The sequence below is a fragment of the Blastomonas sp. genome, assembly GCF_030373265.1.
Classification (GTDB): Bacteria; Pseudomonadota; Alphaproteobacteria; order Sphingomonadales; family Sphingomonadaceae; genus Blastomonas.
In genome coordinates, this window is record NZ_JAUCZC010000017.1 from 1 (window position 1) to 23,669 (window position 23,669).

Sequence of the window (23,669 nt, forward strand, 5' to 3'; positions counted from 1 at the left end):
TCAGACCCCTCGCACCATCGTCAGCCCAAAAATAACGCGTTCTTCGAGGTGTCCAATTTCCTGTCGTACTGATTAGTAATATCCGGTATATATTTTATCTATGACATGTGATGAATTAGCTGGGTCCGGACTATAAAAAAACTGATTATCGGGATGATGGGCGTTTTACCTGCATTATTTGCATACGCTTCAATCAACACAGATCTTTTGTTTGTGTTCTTCAACAAAAACTAATCGTCGTTTTTTTATTGGCCAGCATCGGCCGAATTGGAAGATCGAAAGGGAGCCGGCATGCCTCGACCGAAAAATGCCGACATTGGTACGATGCCTCTTGAATGACCGGTTCCAGGTATCGTGCTTGCGGTGCCCGATGAACGAGATTGCGCGAACTGTTGAACCACATTCTTGGAATCCGCAGGACAGCTTCTGTCAGGAGTAGGCGCTTGTGGCGGATGATGTAAGCGACCAACTCTGCGTCGCCTACTGCCATTGCTAAATGGCAAATCGGACGGCCGCTTTCCGCCATTGGCATCCCACAACCTGCCATTCAACAACCGGCCCATCAACAGCCATGCGATCGGAAGAGATCTACATTTTTTGGTAGCGGAAAACCCATCAAAAATGGATCCTTGTATCGCGACAAAATTGGCTCCTGCATCAGCGGCGAAAGGGCCAACGGTTGCCGAAGTCAGTCACAATTTCGGACTCAAACCCGCTTGAAATCAAATAGTTAGAATAATTTTTGGGGCACAATTGGGGGCAAAGTTGGAGGTGTGGGTCAGTTAAGCGTTTTAATTCAATTGTTTAAATGGATTGTGAGGTTCCCGTAAGCGCACCACCTCTTCACAAGGTAGATCAGAAGTTCCCATCGGAAGGGCCTTCCGGCTTGGGGCGCTCGTGGGTGCTTGCTGGGGCGTCTTTGCGTTGGACCTGCGGTGGGCAAACGATGCAGAAGGGGCTGCTGTGCGTCCAAATGGAACGATCATAAGCACGCGATCGTGAGGTTTTATCGAGCATAAAAACCATACATTAAAGGAATGCTTCTTTTGGTACTAGTCCGCCGAAAGCTTCACGTTCTACCTTGTCTATCTTGGGCTATACGTGCCTCACTGATCGGCCACACCCATCCAGGTCCGGCGAAAGAGCTGGAAACGGCTATGAACGGGTTTGTTGATGTTGGCGGGTTTGCACACAAAGGCCCAACCAGCCATCTTTGTAACTCGACCCTCGTCGGCGGCCCTGCATCATGAGGCATTTGAAGCAAAATGACGGACAACAAACTCGACATAATCGTGTTCGGCGCGACCAGCTTCGTTGGCCAGATCATCACGCGCTATATGCACGAGCAGTTCGCCGATGGGTCCATCAAATGGGCCATTGCCGGGCGATCACCCAGCAAGCTGCAGAGCCTGAGCGACACAATTGGGCTCGCTGGCGTAGAGCAAATCTTGGCAAACGCATCTGATGAGACGGCGTTGAAGCAGATGTGCGACCGAACCAAGGTCGTAATGTCCACCGTCGGCCCGTATGCACTCTACGGCGATCTGTTGGTGAAAGCCTGCGCCACGACCGGCACCCACTACTGCGACCTGACCGGCGAGCCACAGTGGATTCGCAAGATGCAGTCACGCCATGAGGCTGACGCAGAGCGGAGTGGCGCAAGGATCGTCCATTGCTGCGGCTTTGACTCCATCCCTTCCGATCTCGGCGTCCATTTCCTACAGAAACATTCGGTTCAGCGGTTTGGTCAAGCCTGCAACACGATCGACATGCGCGTCGTCAGTATGAAGGGTGGCGCCTCTGGTGGTACCATCGCGAGCATGATCAATATGGTCAAGGAAGCGGTCAGCGATGCCGAGCTTCGCCGCGAGCTGAAGGACCCATACAGCCTGTGCCCTCCGAGCCATCCATTCGCCGTCCCGCAAAAGGAAGTGAAGATCGAATACGACAAGGCCTATGGTGGCTGGATCGCGCCCTTCATCATGGCGGGCATCAATACACGGGTAGTGCATCGGTCGAACGCGTTAAGTGGCAACGGCTATGGCACTGACTTCAGGTACGAGGAAGCTGTGGCAACCAAGGGCAAGGGGATGGCCCGAGCAACAACCTGGGGTGCAAACGCGCTGATGGTCGGTCTGGCTGTGCCTCCGGTCCGGTGGCTGCTTGAAACCGTAGTGCTGCCAAAGCCAGGCGAAGGCCCGAGCGAGAAGGCGCAACGCGAAGGCGGGTTTGAACTGATGTTCCTGGGTTCAACTCCGAAGGGCGACACACTGCGCTGCCGGGTCACGGGCGACCGCGATCCAGGCTATGGGTCGACCGCGAAGATGCTGTCTCAAGCTGCTGCGTGCCTCGCCAAAGACGTGCCCGACAAGGTGCCGGGTGGCTTCTGGACGCCGGCAACGATCCTCGGCGACAGGCTGATCGACCGGCTTGAGGCAAATGCAGGGCTGACGTTCGAGCTATTGTCGTAGCCTAGCAATCACTCTTGTCGGCCGCGCTCCGCAAACAATGCGGCCAACCTTGAGGGAAGATCTGATAATATCTGCCGTTTTCTTGTATCCGATGCACTTGGCCATTCTTGGATTTCGCCCAGATTGCGACCACAGCCTTCGCAGTAGCCCATTCGCTCATAAATCCTGCAGGTCTGATTGCACGGTGACTTCATGTCGCTCCTCACACCACAGGCGCGGCCGCTGAGCAAGCGTGCCAAGTCATGCGGCGGTCGGCTCAGCATCAGTTGCAATTGACTTCCTGCGGCCCCCGCGACCAGTGTTCTGCAAGCCAGTTTGCAAGGCTATCTCGCGGCGGCGTGCGGCAAATCCCACGGCTCACCGTCCGATAATCTGCGGATTGGTGGCAAAGCAATCTGCGGATTGTCCCAAGCGACGCCGTGGACAGGGACGAGCGCCTTTGGACCTATCGCGTTGGCGAAACGTGCCAAGTCGGCGGGGCTTGCATGCCCGGAAGTATGCAGCTTCACTGTTCTGGCTCCAGCCGCCTGTGCTCGGGCCCACCCCGTGTTGGGATCTGCCGGATCCAGATAGCCACTCCAATTGGAGAACGCATAAGCGTCGGCAGCGGTAAAGCCCGCTCCACCGCGCTCAAAGTCCCGTACGCAAGAGTAATTCAAACCTATAGAGCGGGGCATACGCAGAATTATTTCCGGCGATAACAGAGTTCGGTTTTGGTACGAACGGTGCGGCTGAACAGGGTTTCAGTTCTCTCTGGTGTGGAATTTGCGCATGGCGCCCCGCGGATCGGCAGCGATGGTGATCGTATCGTCAAAAATCAGCGTGGACCTCTGCGTGCTTTCATAAGCGGGCCATTGAGGAATGCGTGGGTTGTCCGGCGTTCCGTTGGCGGCAAAGGCAGCCCAGCTTGAAGCGATGGCTGCCGCAAGGCTGATGGCTTCCGGCGACGATCCATTGAGCGCGCTACGGGTATTATAGAGGCTGGGCGCGACATCGATACCGTGCACCGCCCCAAAGCGGCCACCCGCTGCAGGGCTCGCGGCCTTCCATAGATAGGCCCAGACCTTGGCGCCGCCTTGCTTTGCCTTGCGCTCGGCCTGGGCGAACGCACTTTTACGGAAGGTGCGGTCGGTGTCCATCCGCGCGGCCAGAAGGAAAGGTTTTTCGTCGGGCGCTTCAGCGCGGTAGGCCGCGACGGCTTCTGCCGCGTCATCGCCGAACAGCTTTTGCGCAAACGTCATCAGACCGGCCTCGGTCATCGCGAAATCTGCCATGCGATAGGCGCGCTCATCAAGTGCGCTGGAAATGATCATCGGCACATCGGCGGACACCGCCGGGGCATCGGGGTCCCACGGATGGCGGGGGAGGGTGATGCCATCGATCACCGGCGCGAACGCTCCTGGTGCTTCGCCTTTTGCCCGGTCTGTCATCTCCAGCTTGGCCTGAGTTTCGAGCAGCGTCGTCCAGGGAACCTGCTGCAGCTGGCGTGCGTTTTCGGGCGCGATGTCGAGCGCCGCGAGGAGGCGGCGCGTGGCGGCCGAAGCCATCTCAGGCGGCATCATGCGCAAGGCCGATCCGCTCATCACCCCCGCACGGTGGAGCAGACCTTTTGCCGAGGGCATCGCCATGAGGACGCTGGTCTTGGCACCGCCACCCGATTGGCCATAGACGAGCACGCGCGAGGGATCGCCGCCGAATTCGGCAACGTTCTGTCGGACCCACGCCAGCGCGGCGACGATGTCCTGCATCCCCACGGTGCCCGATGTGGCAAAATCGGATCCGGCGTATTCGGGCAGGTGGAGAAAGCCGAACGCGCCGAGCCTGTGGTTGATCGCAATGACTACGCTGTCGGTAAAGCGGGCCATTTGCTCGCCGTCCATTCCGACCGAATTGCCCGATCCGCTGTAGAATCCGCCACCGTGCAGCACGACGATGACCGGCTTCTTGGCAGTGGCATCGATTTTCGGGGTCCACAGGTTGAGCGTAAGGTTGTTCTCGCCCATACCCGAAGGGTTGCGATCCACCATGATGAGATCGGCGTAGACCGATCGCCGGTCCCCCGGCACTTGCGGCGCGACATCACCCCAGTGCAGCGCATCGCGCACCCCGGCCCAGCTCTCCGGCGGGAGGGGAGGCATGAAGCGGTTGGCGCCCGCCGTGTCGCCGGCATAGTGAACGCCGCGAAATATCGCTACGCCCCCCGATGAAAGCCCGCGCAATCTGCCTTGCGCTGTCTCGACCACCGGAAACAACGTACTGCCCAGCGCCGGCTCGACCAAAAGGCCCATTCCAGTGGCCAAGCTCGCGGCGATCGCTGTCCTGCGTGACATCATGTGACTCTCCTTTGTGTCGCGGCCCCTGCCGGGGCAGTTCGCGTGACTGACACTAGAACCAATAGAACATCTGTGTTAAGCCTTTTTTCAATAAATGGGTATGGCGATCATACTCGCTGGCGGGAAGCAGCGTGAGAGGGTGGGAATGCGGGGTCTTGTCGATGGGATGATCGAAGGAATTGCCGAATCAGTGCGGCGATCTCCTGATAGCAGGGGGATGACTGCGTGAGCGGCGTGCCATCTGTACCGCACCTGAGTTGTCGGATTCGGCCTTTAGAAAGGCAAATCTGAATATGGGGTCTGATCCAGCGGTGGTTGCGAGCGAGGCACGGATCTTGCCGGACAGTTCCACCTTGCAGCGCAAATGGGCGCGTGCGCGACTGACTGGGCTGATGAACCTCATCCAGCCCTCGTTCCGTACTGACGGTACCATTCTGGATGAAGACGCGATCCGCATCGATGTGCGCGCCGCCATTGCGCACGGATTTTCAGGCACAATGCCGATGCCGAACTGGACCCTTCCCGGGACGGCTAATTGGGATCACTTCCATCGGATTGTGTGCGACGAGGCGCGGGGCAAAATCGCGGTACATGGCACCATTTTCGGGCGTGACGTGGAAGCGGATCGGGATGTGCTCAAAGGGCTTGAACGGCATGGTGTCGACCTTGTGCTACTGGCATCGACCTTTCCACGTGGCGTGGATTCGCGGGCGCTTCACGACCTGATAGCTGCGCGGGTACAGGCCACTGCTCTGCCCGTGATGCTCTATGCGGCGACCGGGCGGCGCGCCTTTGCCGCACTGGGGCCGGAAGGGCAGCCGCTCGACGTCTATGACCGCATCGCCGATATGCCCAATGTCGTTGGAGTCAAGGTTTCGCAGACGGTTTCCGAAGCGGCCACGGTCGAACTGTGCCGCAGGCTCGGCAACAGGCTTTCGATCGGGCCGGTCAATCTGGACTTCCTGCCACAGCTCGCGCGGCGGTTCCACATAGCGTGGAGCGGACAGTGGAATGCCGAGGCGATCCAGACTCCAGCCGACAGGGCCGGCATAAGACTGCTCGAAGCATCGGCGTGTGGCGATTTCGATCAGCTCGATGCGTTGGCGCAGCGGTTGCAACCGGTATTGGTGCACTTCTTTGCGGTGCAGGCACCGGTGCTCGCGAAGGGCGCACATCCCTGGCCGCACAATCGCTATTACCAGTGGCTGGGCGGGGGGAATGGCGGTTTGCTGCCTGCTGACCCCCATGCACCCAAAGGGGCGATCCCTGTGCTGGATGCGGCCGGTCGCACCGCGATCCGCACGGCATTTGCCGCGGCTGGGTTGCAGCCGGTCGATGCCCAAGACGACGACCAATTTATCGTCGGGCGCGCCGCCTGGTCTCGCGGCGAGCGGCCCGGAGCCAAACTGCAAGCGAGCGGATATTCGCGTGAATAAGAGGACACCCCTGACATGAAACAAGCCTTCAAGAGCACCCTGGCGCTGGCGGCGCTGTTCGCGAGCGCGCTGGCGCCGGTGACGGCCGCGCCATCGCGCGCAACCTCCTCCGCTATATTGCAGACGCGGTTTGGTCCGGTGGCGGGGAAGGTCGAGGGTAGCAAGGGGCAGGTGCGCGTCTATCGCGGGATACGCTACGCCGCTTCGACCGAGGGGCGGCGATTCCAGCGTGCTTCCGATCCGTCGCCATGGACTGCGCCAGCCGATGCCAGTGACTTTGGCAGCGATTGTCCGCAGCCCGAGCCCGGCGAAGTGCCAGTCTTCTCCTCATGGGCCAATCCACGCGGGATGAGCGAAGACTGTCTGTTCCTGAATGTCTGGACGCGCGGGCAGGGGGACAACAAGAAGCGACCGATCATGGTCTGGCTGCACGGTGGCGGCTATGTCACCGGTTCGGGCTCCAGCCACGGATATGACGGATCGCGGCTGGCCGAGCGCGGCGATGTTGTGGTGGTGACGCTGAACCACCGGCTGAACGCCTTTGGCTACAGCCACTTGGCGCAGGTGAGCGACGATCCGCGCTATGCCGATGCAGGCAACCTCGGCAGCCTCGATATCATCAAGGCGCTGCAATGGGTGCGCGATCACGCCGAGGCGATCGGCGGCGATGCCGGCAACGTGACCATCTTCGGGGAATCGGGCGGTGCGGCCAAGGTCTCGACGCTGATGGCGATGCCCGATGCGCGCGGCCTGTTTCATCGCGCGATCGCGCAATCGGGTTCGATGTCGCTCGCGGGGTTCGATCCGCGGCTGGCGTCTGCGCTGGCGAAGGATCTGCTGGCGACTGCAGGGGCAACGACGGTGCAGGATCTGGCCGCAATGCCGATGGATGCGCTGCTCAAGGCGATGGTGCAATCGCGCAGCAGGGGCGGCTTCTATCGCCCGGTGGTCGATGGGCGCGCGCTGACACGGCACCCCTATGCGCCCGATGCGACCCCGGTATCTGCCGACATTCCCCTGCTCGTGGGCAGCAACGCCAACGAGATGCGGTTGCAGGGCGGGCTTGGTCAACCCGGCAACTTTGCGCTGACCTGGGAGCAGCTGCCGCAAAAGCTGGAAGCCTTTGTGCCTGCGGCCGCGGTGGCCGAGGTGATCACCGGCATGCGCGCGGCGCATCCCGGCTACAGCGCCAGCGACGTGTTTTTCCAGGTGGCGACGTTCCGCAACTACCGCAGCGCCGCGCTGCGTCAGGCCGAACGAAAGAGCGCGCAGCCAGCGCCGGTTTACATGTACCGGCTGGACTGGAAGACACCGGTCGAAGGCGGCAGGCTGGGCACGCCCCACGCGCTGGACATCGCGTTCGTGTTCGACAACGTGGCGCGATCGACCAGCTATACCGGGCCTGAGACCAAGCAGACGCAGCGTATGGCCGACCTGATGGCCGATGCGTGGATCGCCTTCGCGCGCACAGGCAATCCCGCCACCCGCGCGCTGCCGCAATGGTCGACCTACTCTCCGGCGCTGAGGGCGACGATGATCTTCGACGTCAAGCCGCAGCTCGTGGTCGATCCCGATGCAGCTGAGCGCGAGCTGTTGCAGCGGCTGCTACCAGAAGGGCCTGCGCGTTAGAGGCGTTATTCCGTTCCGGACGCCATGGCGTCCGGAACGGGTCGCCGTCAGGTGCCGGGCTGCAACAGCTCGATCTCGTGCCCGTCGGGAGTCAGCAGGAATGCGATGCGCGCCGGGCCGAACTGGACCGTCTCGCCCTTCTGGCGCGCACCTGCAGCGATGGCGCGCGCGACATCACCGTCCAGATCGCGCGAGATCATGCCAAGCGGGCCCCAGCCATTGCCGATTTCGAGCGGGCGCTTGTCCTTCCAGTGGAACAGCACGACCGTGACCGAACCCTTGCGCCCAGTGAGCATGTGTTCGCGAAAATGCGGGGTATCGATTGTATCAGAGTGCTTCATGCCGAAACCGGCGACGAAGAACTGCGTCGCGTTGTCGATATCCGGGACCACGAGTTTGACGAAGGAGAAGAGCGCAGGGTGCGCGGTGTCGCTGGTCGGGCTGGCTTGTGTCATGTCGTCGTATCTCCGTCGCCCCTTGGGCGCATCAGGTTTTCCTGGGTGACCGTGGCGATCAGTTGCCCATCGCGGGCAAAGAAATGGCCAAGGTTCAGTCCGCGCGCATGGCCGGACCACGGGCTGCTGGTGGCATAGAGCAGCCAGTCGTTGAAATCGGGCGTCGTGTGAAACCACAAGGCGTGGTCCAGGCTTGCCGCCTGCACGCGATCGCTTCCTGGCCGTATGCGGTGCGGAAGCATCGCGTTGCGCAGGAACATCATATCCGACGCGTAGGCCAGGATCGCTCGTTGCAGCGCCGGATCGTCGGGCGAGGCCTGCCGTATCCGCATCCAGGTGCCGGTGCTTGGTTCGCGCGGACGGCTGCTGAAAAGGGCGCCGGGATCGAGCGGGACGATCTCTATCGGTCGCTTCTCGAGACGGCCGAAGATCGGCGATGCTGCGGAATCCGGGTGTTTGTCGATCCACTGCTCCAGCGATTGCAGCGCCGCTTCGATATCGAGTGAAAGGGGCGCATCGATCTGGTGGCATAGGCCCGGTTCGGGCGCATGAAACGACGCAGTCATGCTGAAGATAAGCTGTCCACGCTGCCGGGCGTCGATCCTGCGTGTGGCGAAGCTGCGCCCTTCGGACAGCGTGGTGACCGCATAGTCGGTCGGTTCGGACGCAATCCCGGCCTTTAAGAAATGCGCGTGCAGCGAATGCGCCAGTTTTCCACCTTGCTCTTCGCCCGCAGCAGCGAGCAACGCCTGCGCGACGGCCTGGCCGCCGAACATGCGCGGGCCCATGGCGGGGCCGGGTCTACCGGTCCATTCTCCATCTGATCGGCGTTGCGGCCTCAACAATTCGTGTAGCAGCTTTATGGTCGCCTCCCTTAAATAGTTCCGTACCGACTATTCGAATAAATCCTGCGCTGCAAGGGTATCACCTACGCTGAGTTCCATCCGAACCTGTTCGCTACCGGCCCATTAGGCAGCAGAAGGCTAATTTCGGTCGCGCAGATGCCGCCAGGCCGACGCTGACACCCTCAAACCCAACTTTCGAATAAATTGACAATCTCACAAATAGAATCGATAAAGCCGGCACAGCAAGGAGAATCGCCGTGGTTTATGCAAAGGGAAGACTCATCAACGATGCGGACGCGCACACTATGGAGACACAGGACTGGCTCGCTCCCTATGTCGATAGCGCGTTCAAGGATCAGTATTCGCAGGTCTATTCTGACAAGGATGGCGGTGAGCGGATCATCAAGATGATCGACATGGCCAAGGCCCGCAAAGCCGATCCGGCCGCGCGCGCCAAGGCGCTGGAAAATCCGATCGAAGGCGCGAAGGGCTGGCTGGGTTATGGCGGGTTCGACAAGGAGGAACGGGTCGAGGCACTCGACTGGCTGGGCTTCAAGAAGCAGCTGGTATTCCCCACATTCGGCCTGGCCGCGATCACCCGCGCGGAAACCAATGATCAGCGCTACGCTGCGGCGCGCGCGCTCAACATGGCGCAGCAGGATTTCTGCAACGCCGATCCGAGGCTGGACTGCGTCGCGTTTGCTCCGCTTGATGATCCTGCGCGCGCGCTTGATGAAGCGCGGCGCGCCATCGCCGAAGGCGCGGCGGCGATCATGTTCTCGGCAGGTCCTGCGGGCGACAAAAGCCCCGGCCACGCCGATTTCGACCCGTTCTGGCAATTGCTGCAGGACAGCAGCATCCCCTTCATGCTGCACATCGGCCCAGGGACCAAGACCCAGCCCGCCAAATTCAAGAACAATGGCCGCGAGCGCGCACCCGATCTGCACGGCGGCGGCGAGAACCTGCGCTTCCCCGATTTCCTGTGCCTATGGTTTGCGCCGCAGGAGTTCCTCACCGCCATGATCTATGACGGCGTATTCCAGCGCTTTCCAGACCTGCGCGGCGGAGTTATTGAAAGCGGGGCGGGCTGGGTTCCGGAATTCCTGCGCATGCTCGATCATGGCTGGCAGTCTTTCAACAAGACCGACCCTTATCTGCAGTCGATGGACCTGCAGCCGTCCGAGTACATCCGCCGTGCCGTCCGTTTCACCCCGTTCCCGAACGAGGATGTGGGGCGGATGATCCGGGATAGCTGGCCCGAGCTGTACATGTTCTCGAGCGATTATCCCCACCCCGAAGGAACCCGCGACCCGTTGGGCAAGTTCGAAGCATCGCTCGCGGGCATGGATGCGCAGGTGCAGGACATGTTCTTCCGCACCAATTACGATCACATGATGTGCCGCGATGCGGTCCAGGTGGCGGTCGCCGCGGAGTGAGGTTGCCGGGCCGTTGCCCTGCGGCAGCGGCCTTAGGGTCCAAGAGGCGCCCGGCCCATGCCGGCGCCTCTTTTTTTGTCAGACGCCGGGCAGGCGCATCAGCGCCACGAGCGGATCGACGGACGGGGCCGTATCGAGCTTGTCGCACAGCGCAACCAAGGCATCGGCCTTCGATGGTCCCAGCACGGGCGCAACCAACTCGCGCGCTTTCTCTTCGGCTTCGACCTTTGTCAGTGGATGCGTCGGGAAGCCCGGAACATAGGGCACGAAGCGCTCGGCTTGCTCGCCGTTGGTCAGGGTGACAGTGACGCGCGCACTCTCGGTGCGGTCCGCGCCTTCACCCGAATCCTGCGCCTTGTCTTGCACAACCGTGACGCGGCGAGCGAACTCGGCGGCAGCCTTGTCGGTGTTCAGCCGTTCCAACGATTGCGCAGCGACAAAATCCAGCCTGCCGTCCAGCATGATGATGGCAGCAAGGTACGGGATGTTGAGCGCTGGCATGTTGGCACGCTCAAACGTGCTTGCCTCTCCCGGCATGGCAACCAGGATCGAGCGGACCTGATCGGGCCGGATCGTTCCGCGCAGATCCAGCAGCGCGCGCACTGCAGGCTGGGTGGGGCCGCCCACGGGATAGCGCTTCATCGCGGCCAGCTGCAGCTCCCAGCGCTGGTTCAGCCCTTCAACCAGTGAGGCATGATTATTGCCCTCTCCCTGAAACGCTCGCCAGCGGAACCATCCCTTTTCGTTGTCGAAGCTGTCGGGCACCCCGGTAAAGCCGAGGCGCGCCATGTGCGCGGCCTGCATGCCGTTGCGCGCGCCCATTCCGGCGAAGACGAACGCTTTTTCGACATGACGGACATCGAGCAGCCATTGCCACGATCCTGACGCCTGCTGCGCGCAATAGGCGATCATGTGGTTCACCTGCATCCGGTCGAGCCCGAGCAGCGGGGCGCAGGCTGCGGCGGTGCCGAACGTGGGAGCGATGCCGTGATTGGCGAGGCCTGCCAGATAGAGGTTGCGCGTACCGATCGCCTTGGGCAGCCGCCCTGCAATTTCATAGCCCACGATGACCGCGCTGATCAGATCGCGCCCGTTGCGGCGGTTGCTCCGCGCGGTTTCCAGTGCCGCGCTGACGATGGCGGGCCCTGGCTGGACATAAGCGGACGGAATGAAGTCGTTGATCTCGGCGGCATGGGCGGTCATAGCGCTGGCAAAGACGGCATCGACTGGCGGCGCGGTCTGGCTGGAGCCCAGGATCGGACTTTCGCCCCGACCGCCTATCGCGCTGGCATAGGCACGCCCCAGCGTCGCCGCTTCGAGCGTGTGGCACGCGATGATAGAGGCCAGCGTATCGAGGACGTGGAGCTTGGCCCTTTCGCGCACTTCGCCAGGCACTGCGTGCTGGGCGGCACCCGCGATATAGGCGGTGAGCGCAGGCACCACCGGCGCCCAGGAAGCTTCGCGTGCTGCTTGTTGCCCCAGTGTTCCGGTGCTCGCCGTGCCCAGTGCAAGCGTGGCTCCGCCACCTTTCATGATGGTACGTCTGGTCATTGCTATCCCGTTTTTCATACATTCGGTATCCTGGCGCTAAACGGATTTTGGCTGCCCATGCTGGACAGATCGGCTCTGACAGTCAAACAAATAGAGATTATTCGAGCCAGCTGATGGCGTCGGCTTGTCAATTCGGGCGGAACAAGCCATTGCTTGCAGCCATGACGGTGCAGGGCGATGAAACTGGGAGACGCGAGCAGGTGTTGGCCGTGGCCGAACAGCTGGTGATCGCGCGCGGCTCCCTCAACGTTTCGCTCAACGCGATCGCCGAGGAACTAGGGGTCAGCCGCAGCCTGCTTTATGTCTATTTCGACAGCGTCCCGCAGATCATTGATGCGCTGTTTTTTGAACAGGCGTTACGGCTCGACCAGCTGGTCAAACAGATGCGCGATCAACACAGCGATTTCCGGCCACGCATGCTTGGGCTGTTTCACGGGTATCTGCAGCACCTTGTCGAACGCGGCCATCTCATCCACCTGGTGTTGCGCGAACGCCATCAAGACAGCCCGTTGCAGCCGCAAAGCTCGCGGCTGTTTCGTCGGATCCTGCTGATAATCGCGCGAGATGTGTCGTGCGAGTTGCAGCTTGCGCCGCGCGGCGCCTTCGTGACGCTTGAACTTCTTGCGGCGATACCCGAGGCGCTGGCGCGACTGGTACGATCCGGCGCGGTCGACGTGGCTGTCGCGATGTCTACCAGCGAACGACTGCTCGCGGCGGCGCTGGATGCAATGGAAGTGCGCGAGGCCTGACGCTGATCAGCGCAAGCCGTCGGCCAGTCGCTCGTCGCTGGCCACCCCTGCCATGAGAATCGACAGGCAAAGCTGCTCGACCATGGCGAACGGCGCCCGCCCTGCCGCCACGATGCCGCCCGCCTTGAGCGAGACGGCGGTGAGCGCGGTGGTCGAAGCGCGCGCGGTCGCCGCATCCATCGCACCCGACTCGGTTAGCCGTTCAATGATCGGCGCTCGGGCGGTCGTCGCGGCCAGTTGCCGCTCATCGCGCAGGGCCTCCTTGACCTCCGGTACGCGCAGCAGCATCTGCAGCAGCGTGCCGTGCTCCGCCGCCTCGTGGAGATACCCGATCGTCGAGAGCATGATGATCGTGCGGCGATCGGCGTTGCGCGCCACGCGGCGTACCCGCGCGGCTTCCTGCCTGGCGATTTCCTCGCGCGCCATCGTGGTCAACAGGTCGATACGTCCGCCGAAGCAGTTGTGAACCTGGGTGTCGCTGATGCCGACCGTATGGCCCAGGCGCCGCATGGTGAGCGCCGAAAGGCCTTCTTCCATTGCGATCTGGCGGGCTGCGGCGATAATCTGGCTGCGGCGGCTGGCGGCGTCGAGCCTGGTTCTGACACCGGGCGATTGCCGCGTCTGGCGCGACCCGAAGGCCACGACTTCGCTCAGTCCCAAAGGCGGCGGGGGCAGGGCGGGTGCGGGCTCGCGCGAATGCGGGTTGCGGGTCCAGTGCGACCGGCTTGGCCGCGGAATGTTAAGCCGATCACAGATCTTGGCTAGGCCGTTTCCGGTCATCCCAAAGCGCCCCGCCACGGCGCCGATCGGCTCTGCCCATATCTGTTGAAACAGTTGTTCGCGCGTCAATTCCATGACGCTGACCATAGCGGTCGGCGACGCCGTCTGTCTACCGGCACTGTCGAACGCGCCTTGCGGTGTCCGCATCGTTTTCGGTCATACCGGAACTTCAAAATGCTATATTGTTAGATCGTAAATTTCAGGATAGGCTCCTTCTCATAGGACGAGGAACATAACAATGAGTCGATACGCTGCGATTGCGCTAGGTGCGGCTTTGTCAGCAATGTCATCTGGATCGAGCCTGGCCCAGATGCCGGCGACGATCGACCCGGCGTTGGTTCGGATCTCCAATGGGCAACTTTCAGGTTCGCATGAAAATGGCGTACTTGTCTTTCGAGGCGTGCCCTATGCTGCTCCACCCATAGGCGAACTGCGCTGGCGTTCACCTCAGGCCGTGGCAGATTGGCCAGGCGTGCGCGCGGCATCCGCACACGAGGCGCCCTGTGTGCAGCCGGTGGACCTCGATACGGCCAAGGCCAATTTTGGTGGCGTCAACGGCGCGCAATCTGAAGATTGTCTCTATCTCACCATCCATGCACCGAAAGCGGGCAAGGGTGCGCCTGTAATGGTCTGGTTCCACGGCGGGGCGTTCTTCCTTGGTGCGGGACATCTGGGATCTTATGACGGGACCGCCAATGCCCGGCAGGGCGTGATCACGGTCAGCGTCAACTATCGGCTCGGCTCCCTGGCGAATTTCATTCATCCGGCGCTCGAAGCCGAAGCGACGACCGCGGGCGGCGCGCAAGCGAGCGAACCCCGTGGCAACTATGCCTTGCAGGACAGTGTGGCAGCGTTGCAGTGGGTCCGCGCCAACATCGCCGCCTTCGGTGGCGATCCGACAAATGTGACCATCGCTGGCCAGTCGGCAGGCGGCGGGATCGTCACCAACCTGCTGTCGCTGCCTGCAGCCAAGGGGCTGTTCGCCAAGGCCATCGTCCAGTCCGGCAGCCTGTTGATGCCGGACCGCGACCTGGCTGCAGCGAAGGACATGGCGGTCAAGGCACTCTCGACGATCGGCGTCGCCGCGAATGCCGATGCAAATGACCTCCGCGCCATCTCGGCACAGACTTTTGCAGCGTCCAACGCGCTGCGCAGTGGCTTCTTCTTTACCGGCGACGAAGCCTACAAGCCGCGCGCGACCATCGCGACGCTCAAGGACGGCACCGAATATGACGTGCCGCTGCTTGTCGGTGCAAACATGGGCGAACGTGGGTTTGCAGCAGCCAGGACTTTCGCCAGCCTGGCGGGAGATAGCGGTGCGCCGGCGTTCCTTTATCGCTTCGATCACGTCCCTGCTTTTCGGGCGCCCGAATGGAAGAGCGGTCCGATCCATTCCGCAGAACTGATGTTCACGTTTGATTCGATCGACCTGTCCACCTGGGGAGGGGAAAAAGCCGATGCGACCGACCGCACCATCGCGCGGCAGATGAACGCATGCTGGGTGGCCTTCGCCCGGCAGCCGAAAGATGCGCGGACGCTCGACTGCGGCAACGGCTTTGCTTGGAAGCCCTTTGGAAAGGCGGGTGAGACAGCGGTCTTCGGTAGCAAAGGTCCGGTGATGACCAGCGGGCTCGATATGCCTGACGGACCGGACGGCCAGCAATGAGGTGAACGCGAAGCGAAGGCGGAGTTGCAAAAACAACCCGCAAAAATGGAATACCAAATAAAAAAAGGGAGAGAGGAAATGTCTAGGAAGACCCGTTTCATGCTGGGGACGACGCTTGCTTTGCCATGGGCAATCCTGGCTGGTGGAGTAGCACACGCGCAGGAATCGCAGGAGCAGAGCAGTGAGGACACGCGAGACCTGGAGCGTCAGATCGTCGTGACCGGCAGCTACATTCGCGGTTCCGCAGAAGACGCTTCGCTCCCCGTGGATGTCTACTCGCTCGACGAATTGACCCAGCGCGGCATCGACAGTCCGCTTGAGTTTATTCGCACCCTGCCGTCGGTCGGGATCACGCTCGGCGAATCCAATCAGTACGCCGCAGGCGGCAGTCAGGGCGTCGGATCGATCAACCTGCGCGGGCTTGGCCGCGAACGCACGCTTGTGCTGATGAACGGTCGCCGTTTTTTTCCGGAACCGGGCGACGGCGCATCCGATACCAACCTCATCCCGATGTTTGCGCTGCAGCGGATCGAGGTGCTCAAGGATGGCGCATCGACGACGTACGGCTCTGACGCGATCGCAGGCGTTGCCAACTTTGTCACGCGTCGGAATTTCACCGGGGTCGAAGTGGCGGGCAACTACCAGTTCGTGAAAGGATCGAACGGCAACTATCAGGCCAGCATTCTGGCCGGGCACGACTTCGGCGCGGCGAACCTGATGGTCGGGTTCGGCTATCAGCGCCGTTCGGAACTGAGCACCCGGGAACGCGATTTCACCAACGTGCCCTATGCGCAGAACCCGTCGGGCTGGTCGTTCCTGAACGATGTCGGGACGTATATCCCCAAGCTTGGCTCCATCACCCAAGGTGTTGCGGGCCGGACTCTGGGACTTGGAGTCGATGGCCAACTGGGCAACGCCTGCGGCGCAATCGGCGGCCTGAATGGCACATTTCCATCGGGTGCATCGGTGTTTCCCGTATGCCGCTATTCCTTCATTCCGTTCGTCAATCTGATCGAGGAAGAAAACCGCTATCAGGGGTTCGCGCAGTTTGAAGTGGAACTTTCGGACACTTTGCGCTTCGTTGCCGATGCACTGTATTCGCACACCGACGTGCCGACGCTCGGCTATTCGCCGAGCTATCCTCCGACATCCGGACCGCGTGGCCCAGGGTCGTCACAGGCGTTCTTTGTTCCGCGGGCCAATCCCGGCTTCAACACGTTCCTGGCGCAGACCTTTGCTCCCGGCAACCCTGCTAACGCGGCAGGCTATGCCAGTATCCTGTTCTTCCGTCCATTCGGCTTGACCGGCAACCCGCTCGATCCCGAAGGCTCGGGCGAAGGCGCCGCTTATAACAACGCGTGGCGGATTACCGGCGGGTTCGAAAAGGAGTTCAATGCCAATTTCAGGGCGGAGCTCTATGGCACTTTCCTGCGCAGCCATCGCACCGCCTATTCGTTCGATATTCTCGGCGGGCGCCTGCAGAATGCGCTCAACGGTCTTGGCGGTCCGAACTGTACCGGCAATACTCCCGGTGCAAATGGCTGTCTCTATTTCAACCCGTTCGTCAACTCGCGGCCAGGCAATCCTGCGCTCGGCCTGGACAACCCGCTGTATGTGCCGGGGACCGAAAATAGCCCCGAACTGGTCAGCTGGCTTCGCGCAAGAAACGGCACAAGGGCCTATGAGGAGCAGCGCATCGTCGATCTGGTGTTCAGCGGATCGGCCAATCTGGGCATCGAATTCGAATATGCCTTTGGAGCGCAGTACCGTAGTGCACAGTTCGTCAGCCGGGCAATCAACAGCTTCAGCGATCCGGCGGCGGTTCCTTGCGCTACGGAAGGCACGCGCAGCTGCCTCAACAGCCCAACCGATCTGGATTTTCCAACCGGGCCGTTCATCTTTCTCGGCCAGTATCCATCCGCCAACAATACCCAAAACGTGTATGCCGTGTTTGCCGAGGCCAAGATCGTTCCGTTCACCGGCTTCGAGCTGAACGGCGCAGTCCGCTACGAAGACTATGGCGGTGCGGTAGGTGCGACGTTCAACCCCAAGCTCAACGCCCGGTGGCAGGTGACCGACTGGTTCGCGCTGCGGGGCTCGGTGGGCGATACGTTCCGCGGCCCGCTTCCAAGCGATCTCTCGCTGACCGGAGCCAGCGCGGTGGCAGGGATCAACGTGCTAGGCAACAACTTCAAGGCGATCGATTCCGGCGGCAATCCCAATCTGCAGCCGGAAACCGCGCTGACCTACAATATCGGTGCGATCATCAATGCGGGTGGTTTTTCCCTCACGCTCGATTACTGGACCTACGAGTTCGAGGGACGCTTCACCGAGCTTCCGGTGCAGGCGATCGCCGCTCTGGTCGCACCTGGGGGGAGCGATGGTCAGCAGGCGGTCAATTGCGCCAGCCCCTTCGTGCAGTTCGTCGTGTTTGAAGGCGGCGTCTGCAATGCCAACACGATCGGTCTGGATATCGCGCGCATCCGCCGCCAGACGGTCAACGGGCCGGATTCCAAGATCAGCGGACTTGATTTTGGACTGAACTATCAGGGCGAACTTGCCGGGGTGAACATCAATGTCGGCGTGAACGCAACGCACGTAATCAAATACACTTTCTCGGACTTTACCTTTGAAGGGCTGACCTTCAGCCAAGGCTACGATGCTGCGGGCTTCTCCAACTATGATCGCGCGCCGGGCACGGTGTCCAAATGGCGCGGCAACGCCTTTGCCTCATTCGGGGTCGGTCCCGTCACTGCCACCTACAACATGCTCTACATTGACGGCGTCACCGATAACCGCTGCCAGCCCAATCTGCCATGTGCTTCGACGCCAGAATTCGGTGGCACCGATTTCGGGCGCAGGATCGGCAGCTTCACCCAGCATGACCTGATCCTGTCGGCCAATGTGGAAACCGGAGGGCTCGACCTGCAGTTCACGGCAGGGGTTGAGAACATCTTCGACACCGACCCGCCCGAAGCGCGGCTGGAGTATAGCTATGATCCGTTCATCGGCAACGCGCTGGGCCGCACGTTCCGACTGGGCACCAAGGTTAGGTTCTAGTCTTGCCAACGAGTGGGCAGCGGCCTTGCATCCGGTCGTATGCCCACTCCATCTGGGGCGGATGGCCATGCGTCACCCGCCCCTTTTTTCTAACAGGGAGGTATCCGAGATGGTGGGCATGAAAAGCAGAATTTTGTGTGCGGGCATTGTGGCGCTGGCTATGCCTGCGCAATCGCTGGCGCAGACCGCAACGCCTGTCGTGCAAACGGACAAGGGCAAGGTGCAGGGCGTTAAGCAGGGCGGGGTCGATGCATTTCTGGGCATCCGCTATGCCGCCCCGCCGCTGGGTGAACGGCGTTTCAAGCGCCCGGAGCCGGCCGCGACATGGACAGGCATCGCCGATGCTACGGGTCCCGGTGCTCCGTGCATGCAGCTTTATTCAGCCAGCGGGCCGAATGAATCGGCGCTGACGCGTCAGATCCAGACCATCTTTCCCACCGCCACCGAGGCCAAGAACGACAACGAAGACTGTCTGTTCCTGAATGTGTGGACCCCCGATGTGACCAAGGGCAAGCGTCCGGTCATGGTATGGTTCCATGGCGGCGGCTATGCCTATGGGTCGGGCAACTGGCCTGCCTACAATGGCCGCAATCTCGCGGACAAAGGCGATGTCGTGGTGGTAACGGTCAACCACCGCCTCAACGCCTTCGGCTATCTCAACCTAGCGCAGAAGTTCGGGAGCGAGTTTGCCGAGAGCGGCAATGCCGGCAATCTCGATCTGGTGCGGTCGCTTGAATGGGTGCGCGACAATATCGCGGCCTTTGGCGGCGATCCCGGCAATGTCACGATCATGGGCGAATCGGGTGGCGGCTCGAAGGTGAGCCATCTGATGGCGATGCCGGCTGCTGCGGGACTGTTTCACAAGGCGATCGTTCAGTCGGGGCCGGGCGTGATCAGCGGAAAGCCCGATGAAGCCGCGGCCTATGCTGCCAGCATCCTCAAACAGGCGGGTGTCGAGACGGCGGAGCAGCTGCGCAACCTCCGCGCCGACGAGTTGGTAGACGCAGTGCGCAAGGCGACTCCTGTAGGATCGGAAACCGGTCGCGGGCCGCAATTCCAGCCGATTGCCGATGGCACGATCGTTCCGCGCGATCCGTTCATGGCAGGCGCACCGGCGCAATCGCGCGATATTCCGCTGATGATTGGCTATAACAAGACCGAGATGACGATGTTCCTGGCGTCGCAGCCGTGGTTCGGCAGGATCGACGAGGCGACGATGACCGCGATGGCAGGAATGACCGGGCCCGGCGGTACGGCGGCGGTCGAAGCCTATCGCAAGATGTATCCCGACTATTCGCCCACGCATATCGCCAGTATGGCAATGGGCACGCGTTTCGTACGCGGCACCTTCCTGATGGCCGACCAGCAGGCAAAGACGGCGAAGGCACCGGTGTTCGTCTATCGGCTGACATGGGAAACCCCGGTAGGCGAGGGCATGCTCCGTTCGCCGCACACGCTCGACATTCCCTTGATGTTCAACAACGCCAAGGAAAGCGCGTCGCTGGTCGGCGAGGGCGAGGACGCCGCGACCATGGCCGCGATGATGAGCGATGCCTGGATCGCCTTTGCCCGCACCGGCAAGCCCGCCAGCAGCCTCATGCCCGAATGGAAGCCTTATACGCCCGCCAAGCGCATGGTCATGGAACTGGACGTCAAACCGCGCCTGGTCGATGACCCGGAGGCCGCAATCCGCAATCTGCCACGCTAGAATAGCCAGCAGCCATACCCGGGGGCGAGGTGTCCCGGCAGCGCCAAGCGTTGCCGGGACATTTTTTTGGGCCTTCAGCCGAACGTGCCGCCTTCACCGGCGCGCTCGCGCAAATAGTTGCTGACCGGCAGGCCATGCTTGTCGAGACCCGCGACAACGGTATCGAGCCCGATCGTCGATGCCCAGAACATCGGGCCGCCGGTGTGGATCGGCCAACCATAGCCGTTGATCCAGACCACATCGATATCGCCGGCGCGCTGGGCGATCTTTTCGTCCAGGATCATCGCGCCTTCGTTGACCATGGGATAGAGCAACCGTTCGCGGATCTCGTCCTTGCCCACTTCGCGCTGCGCGTGTCCGGCCTTGGCCGCAAAATCGGCGATGATGGCGCGCACCTCGTCCGAAGGCGTACGCTGGCGAGCGCTGTCATAGTCATAAAAGCCCTTGCCCGCCTTCTGGCCGAAGCGGCCCGCTGCGCACAGCGCCTCGCGGACCGTCGTGACCTTGGTTGGATCGCGGTGCCAGCCGATGTCCAGCCCGGCAAGATCGCCCATCTGGAACGGACCCATCGGAAAGCCGAACTCGAGCAGGACATCGTCGACGTCCCAATAGCTCGCGCCTTCCATGATCAGCTTGTTGGCCTGCCCCTGGCGCTTTGACAGCATCCGGTTGCCTATAAAGCCAGGGCATACGCCCGAGACAGCGGCGACCTTGCCGATTTTGCGCGCCAGCTTCATCGCCGTGGCCAGCACGTCACTGCGCGTCTGCGCACCCCGTACCACCTCGAGCAGCTTCATCACATTGGCTGGCGAGAAGAAGTGCAGCCCCAGAACCTGGCCCGGGCGCTGCGTTGCGGTCGCGATCTCGTCGATGTTGAGATAGCTGGTATTGGATGCGAGAATGGCACTCGGCTTGGTCACCTCGTCAAGCCGCGCGAAGACCTGCTTCTTGACCTCCATATTCTCGTAGACCGCCTCGATCACCAGATCGCAATTCGCAAGGTCTCCATATTCAAGTGTCGGCGTGAGCAGAGACATCGCCGTATCGACTTGCGCATCGCTCATGCGACCGCGCTTGGCCGAGGCTTCGTAATTGCGGCGCATCACCGCCGTACCGCGGTCGAGCGCCTCCTGCTGCATTTCGAGGATGGTCACCGGTATGCCCGCCGACAGGAAGTTCATCGCGATCCCACCGCCCATGGTCCCTGCGCCAATCACGCCGACCTTGGCAATCGGCAGAAGTTGCGCATTGGCAGGCAGATCGGCGATCTTCTGTGCGGCGCGTTCGGCAAAGAAATAGTGCCGCATCGCCTTCGACTGCGTGCCCGTCATCAGACCGGCGAACAGTTCGCGTTCTCTCTTCACGCCCTCGGCAAAAGGCATTTCTCCTGCGGCGCGTACGGCCGAAATCGCCGCATTGGGTGCATCGAAACCGCGCATCGCGCGCCCGTGCTTGGCCCGGAACTCGTCGAAGATCGCGGGATCGCGCACGCCGTCGTGATTGGCGGTGCCTTCGCTCGCGCGCGGCACCGGCAAACCGATCTTTGAACGGGCAAAGGCCAGCGCATCGGCTGCCAGCGAGTCGCCGCCGGCCAGCTGGTCGAGCAGGCCGATATCCAGCGCCTCGCGCGCGGAAATGGGATTGCCCAGCGCCACGAGCGGCAATGCCGCCTTCGCACCGACAAGACGCGGCAGGCGTTGCGTTCCGGCAGCGCCGGGGATGAGACCCAGCTTCACTTCGGGCAGGCCCAGCTTGGCCGTGGGCGCTGCTATGCGATAATGGCAAGCCAGCGCAACCTCGCACCCGCCGCCCAGCGCGGTCCCGTGAATGGCGGCGACCACCGGCTTGTCGCTGGCCTCGATCTGGTCGAGCACCGCCGGCAGGCTCGGCCCCTGTGGTGTCTTGCCGAATTCGGTGATGTCGGCTCCGGCAAAGAAGGTCTGGCCATCGCAGCGTATGACCATGGCCTCAATGTCCGCATCGGCAAGGCCCTGCGCAATGGCATCGGCAAGCCCTGCGCGCACGGACTGGCCCAGCGCGTTGACGGGCGGATTGTCCGATACGATCACGAGCACATTGCCTTCACGTTCGGTTCGAATGGGTGACGTCATTAATCCTCCTCCATGTTTGCTGCGGGCCCCGTCCGGCATCGTGCCGCAGGGCAGACTGTCACGGCAGCATGACTGCATTTTGCAGATCGCATACGGCATACCGATCATTCGTTTTAATGCCAAGGAAGGATTATCAGCTACAATAGTGGTCATACCTCAAATTCAGAAATATGATCGGACACCTTGCAAGCGGCAGTTGCTTCTGGCTTAATCGCATCAGAAAAGAATCATGTTTTTGGGAAAGGATTGTATCGATCATGCGTGACGCCGTTATTGTGTCCACCGCGCGGACCCCGCTGGCAAAAGCCATCCGAGGCGCTTTCAATGCCACCCATCCGGTGCAACTCGGCGCGTGGTCGGTGGCCGCCGCAGTCGAGCGGGCAGGGGTTTCGGGCGAGGATGTCGACGATGTGATCATTGGGGCGGCCAGCCAGGGCGGCGCTCAGGGCTTCAACATGGGGCGACAGATCGCGTTGCGGGCCGGATTGCCGGTGGACGTTGCGGGCATGACGATCGACCGCCAGTGCTCATCGGGCCTGATGGCGATCGCCACCGCGGCCAAGCAGATCATCGTAGACCGGATGGACATCTGCGTCGCCGGCGGGGTCGAATCGATCACCGCGCTGCGCACTGCTACAAGTGGTGCGCCATGGCGCGACGAGGAACTGCTGCGGATGCACCCTGACATTTTCATGCCGATGATCGGCACCGCCGAGGTGGTGGCAAAGCGCTATGGCATCGACCGCGAGGCGCAGGACGCCTATTCGCTGAAGTCGCAGCAGCGCACTGCCGCCGCGCAGCAGGCGGGCAAATTTGCGGAGGAGATCATCGCGGTGTCCACGACGATGCAGGTCAAGGACAAGCAGACCGGCGAGATCAGCAAGCACGATGTGACGATCGGCATGGACGAGTGCAACCGTCCAGACACGACAGCAGAAGGCCTGGCGCGGCTTGAACCGGTGATGGGGCCTGGGCACACGGTCACCGCGGGCAACGCCAGCCAGCTTTCCGATGGGTCTGCTGCGAGCGTGCTAATGGAAGCAGATGTGGCAAAGGCGCGGGGGCTTGCGCCGCTGGGGCGCTATGTCGGCATGGCGGTGGCCGGGACCAAGCCCGACGAGATGGGCATCGGTCCTGTGTTTGCCATTCCGCGCCTGCTCAAGCGCTTCGGGCTTTCGATCGACGATATCGGCCTGTGGGAGCTCAACGAGGCGTTTGCCGTGCAGGTGCTTTACTGCCGAGATACCCTGGGCATTCCCGATGACCGGCTCAACGTCAACGGCGGATCGATTTCCATCGGCCACCCGTTCGGCATGACCGGTGCGCGCTGCGTGGGCCATGCGCTGATCGAGGGCAAAAGGCGCGGTGTGCGCTATGTGGTCGTGACGATGTGCGTCGGCGGCGGCATGGGCGCGGCCGGTCTGTTCGAGGTGCTTTGA

17 protein-coding genes are annotated in these 23,669 nt (G+C 61.7%); 9 read left to right on the plus strand and 8 right to left on the minus strand.

All coding sequences use genetic code 11. From position 1 onward, the window contains the following. Window positions 1-1,265: 1,265 nt before the first annotated feature. On the plus strand, window positions 1,266-2,471 hold the full coding sequence (locus QUV11_RS11230; protein ID WP_300882688.1) for a trans-acting enoyl reductase family protein: 1,206 nt from the start codon (window positions 1,266-1,268) through the stop codon (window positions 2,469-2,471). An 8-nt stretch (window positions 2,472-2,479) separates the two neighbouring features. Here QUV11_RS11230 and QUV11_RS11235 read toward each other — a convergent pair whose 3' ends face one another. The 3 genes from QUV11_RS11235 to QUV11_RS11245 form a co-directional block, all read right to left on the minus strand. Beyond that, complete coding sequence (locus QUV11_RS11235) at window positions 2,480-2,734, minus strand: DUF1289 domain-containing protein (protein WP_367279858.1); 255 nt, start codon at window positions 2,732-2,734, stop codon at window positions 2,480-2,482. A 60-nt stretch (window positions 2,735-2,794) separates the two neighbouring features. After that, window positions 2,795-3,148 carry an MBL fold metallo-hydrolase RNA specificity domain-containing protein gene (locus QUV11_RS11240; protein WP_300882690.1) on the minus strand — a complete coding sequence of 118 codons (354 nt, stop codon included), beginning with the start codon at window positions 3,146-3,148 and terminating at the stop codon, window positions 2,795-2,797. Window positions 3,149-3,214: 66 nt separating this feature from the next. Further along, entirely contained in the window at window positions 3,215-4,801 is a 1,587-nt protein-coding gene (locus tag QUV11_RS11245; protein WP_300882692.1) for a carboxylesterase family protein, read from the minus strand. Window positions 4,802-5,097: 296 nt separating this feature from the next. Here QUV11_RS11245 and QUV11_RS11250 point away from each other — a divergent pair, with 296 nt between their 5' ends. Together QUV11_RS11250 and QUV11_RS11255 are read left to right on the plus strand one after the other, a co-directional pair. Continuing rightward, on the plus strand, window positions 5,098-6,240 hold the full coding sequence (locus QUV11_RS11250) for a dihydrodipicolinate synthase (RefSeq protein WP_300882694.1): 1,143 nt from the start codon (window positions 5,098-5,100) through the stop codon (window positions 6,238-6,240). A 15-nt stretch (window positions 6,241-6,255) separates the two neighbouring features. Beyond that, on the plus strand, window positions 6,256-7,869 hold the full coding sequence (locus QUV11_RS11255; protein ID WP_300882696.1) for a carboxylesterase family protein: 1,614 nt from the start codon (window positions 6,256-6,258) through the stop codon (window positions 7,867-7,869). Window positions 7,870-7,916: 47 nt separating this feature from the next. Here QUV11_RS11255 and QUV11_RS11260 read toward each other — a convergent pair whose 3' ends face one another. Next, on the minus strand, window positions 7,917-8,324 hold the full coding sequence (locus QUV11_RS11260) for a VOC family protein (protein ID WP_300882698.1): 408 nt from the start codon (window positions 8,322-8,324) through the stop codon (window positions 7,917-7,919). Further along, on the minus strand, window positions 8,321-9,112 hold the full coding sequence (locus QUV11_RS11265; RefSeq protein WP_300882700.1) for an acyl-CoA thioesterase II: 792 nt from the start codon (window positions 9,110-9,112) through the stop codon (window positions 8,321-8,323). Before QUV11_RS11265 ends, QUV11_RS11260 begins: the two co-directional genes overlap by 4 nt. Window positions 9,113-9,426: 314 nt before the next feature. On the opposite strand from QUV11_RS11265, the gene QUV11_RS11270 reads away from it, so the two are divergent. Continuing rightward, a complete protein-coding gene (locus tag QUV11_RS11270) occupies window positions 9,427-10,605 on the plus strand; it encodes an amidohydrolase family protein (RefSeq protein ID WP_300882702.1) in 1,179 nt (392 codons plus the stop codon). 78 nt (window positions 10,606-10,683) lie between these two features. Here the strand turns inward: QUV11_RS11270 and QUV11_RS11275 are convergent, their stop codons facing one another. Continuing rightward, entirely contained in the window at window positions 10,684-12,156 is a 1,473-nt protein-coding gene (locus tag QUV11_RS11275) for an MmgE/PrpD family protein (RefSeq protein ID WP_300882704.1), read from the minus strand. A gap of 161 nt (window positions 12,157-12,317) precedes the next feature. On the opposite strand from QUV11_RS11275, the gene QUV11_RS11280 reads away from it, so the two are divergent. Further along, window positions 12,318-12,905 (plus strand): TetR/AcrR family transcriptional regulator, encoded by a 588-nt coding sequence (locus QUV11_RS11280; RefSeq protein WP_300882706.1) that lies wholly within the window; start codon window positions 12,318-12,320, stop codon window positions 12,903-12,905. 6 nt (window positions 12,906-12,911) lie between these two features. Here the strand turns inward: QUV11_RS11280 and QUV11_RS11285 are convergent, their stop codons facing one another. Next, on the minus strand, window positions 12,912-13,760 hold the full coding sequence (locus QUV11_RS11285; protein WP_300882708.1) for a TetR/AcrR family transcriptional regulator: 849 nt from the start codon (window positions 13,758-13,760) through the stop codon (window positions 12,912-12,914). Between the two features lie 235 nt (window positions 13,761-13,995). Between QUV11_RS11285 and QUV11_RS11290 the strand changes: the two genes are divergently transcribed. The 3 genes from QUV11_RS11290 (at window position 13,996) to QUV11_RS11300 (ending at window position 20,119) form a co-directional block, all read left to right on the plus strand. Beyond that, window positions 13,996-15,351: a carboxylesterase family protein gene (locus QUV11_RS11290; RefSeq protein WP_300882710.1), complete on the plus strand. Its 1,356-nt coding sequence runs from the start codon at window positions 13,996-13,998 to the stop codon at window positions 15,349-15,351. A 78-nt stretch (window positions 15,352-15,429) separates the two neighbouring features. After that, window positions 15,430-18,411, plus strand: a complete 2,982-nt coding sequence (locus tag QUV11_RS11295; protein ID WP_300882712.1) for a TonB-dependent receptor — start codon at window positions 15,430-15,432, stop codon at window positions 18,409-18,411. A 118-nt stretch (window positions 18,412-18,529) separates the two neighbouring features. Then, window positions 18,530-20,119 (plus strand): carboxylesterase/lipase family protein, encoded by a 1,590-nt coding sequence (locus QUV11_RS11300; RefSeq protein ID WP_300882714.1) that lies wholly within the window; start codon window positions 18,530-18,532, stop codon window positions 20,117-20,119. A 74-nt stretch (window positions 20,120-20,193) separates the two neighbouring features. Here QUV11_RS11300 and QUV11_RS11305 read toward each other — a convergent pair whose 3' ends face one another. Beyond that, on the minus strand, window positions 20,194-22,230 hold the full coding sequence (locus QUV11_RS11305) for a 3-hydroxyacyl-CoA dehydrogenase NAD-binding domain-containing protein (protein ID WP_300882716.1): 2,037 nt from the start codon (window positions 22,228-22,230) through the stop codon (window positions 20,194-20,196). A 257-nt stretch (window positions 22,231-22,487) separates the two neighbouring features. Here QUV11_RS11305 and QUV11_RS11310 point away from each other — a divergent pair, with 257 nt between their 5' ends. Further along, window positions 22,488-23,669: an acetyl-CoA C-acyltransferase gene (locus QUV11_RS11310; protein WP_300882718.1), complete on the plus strand. Its 1,182-nt coding sequence runs from the start codon at window positions 22,488-22,490 to the stop codon at window positions 23,667-23,669.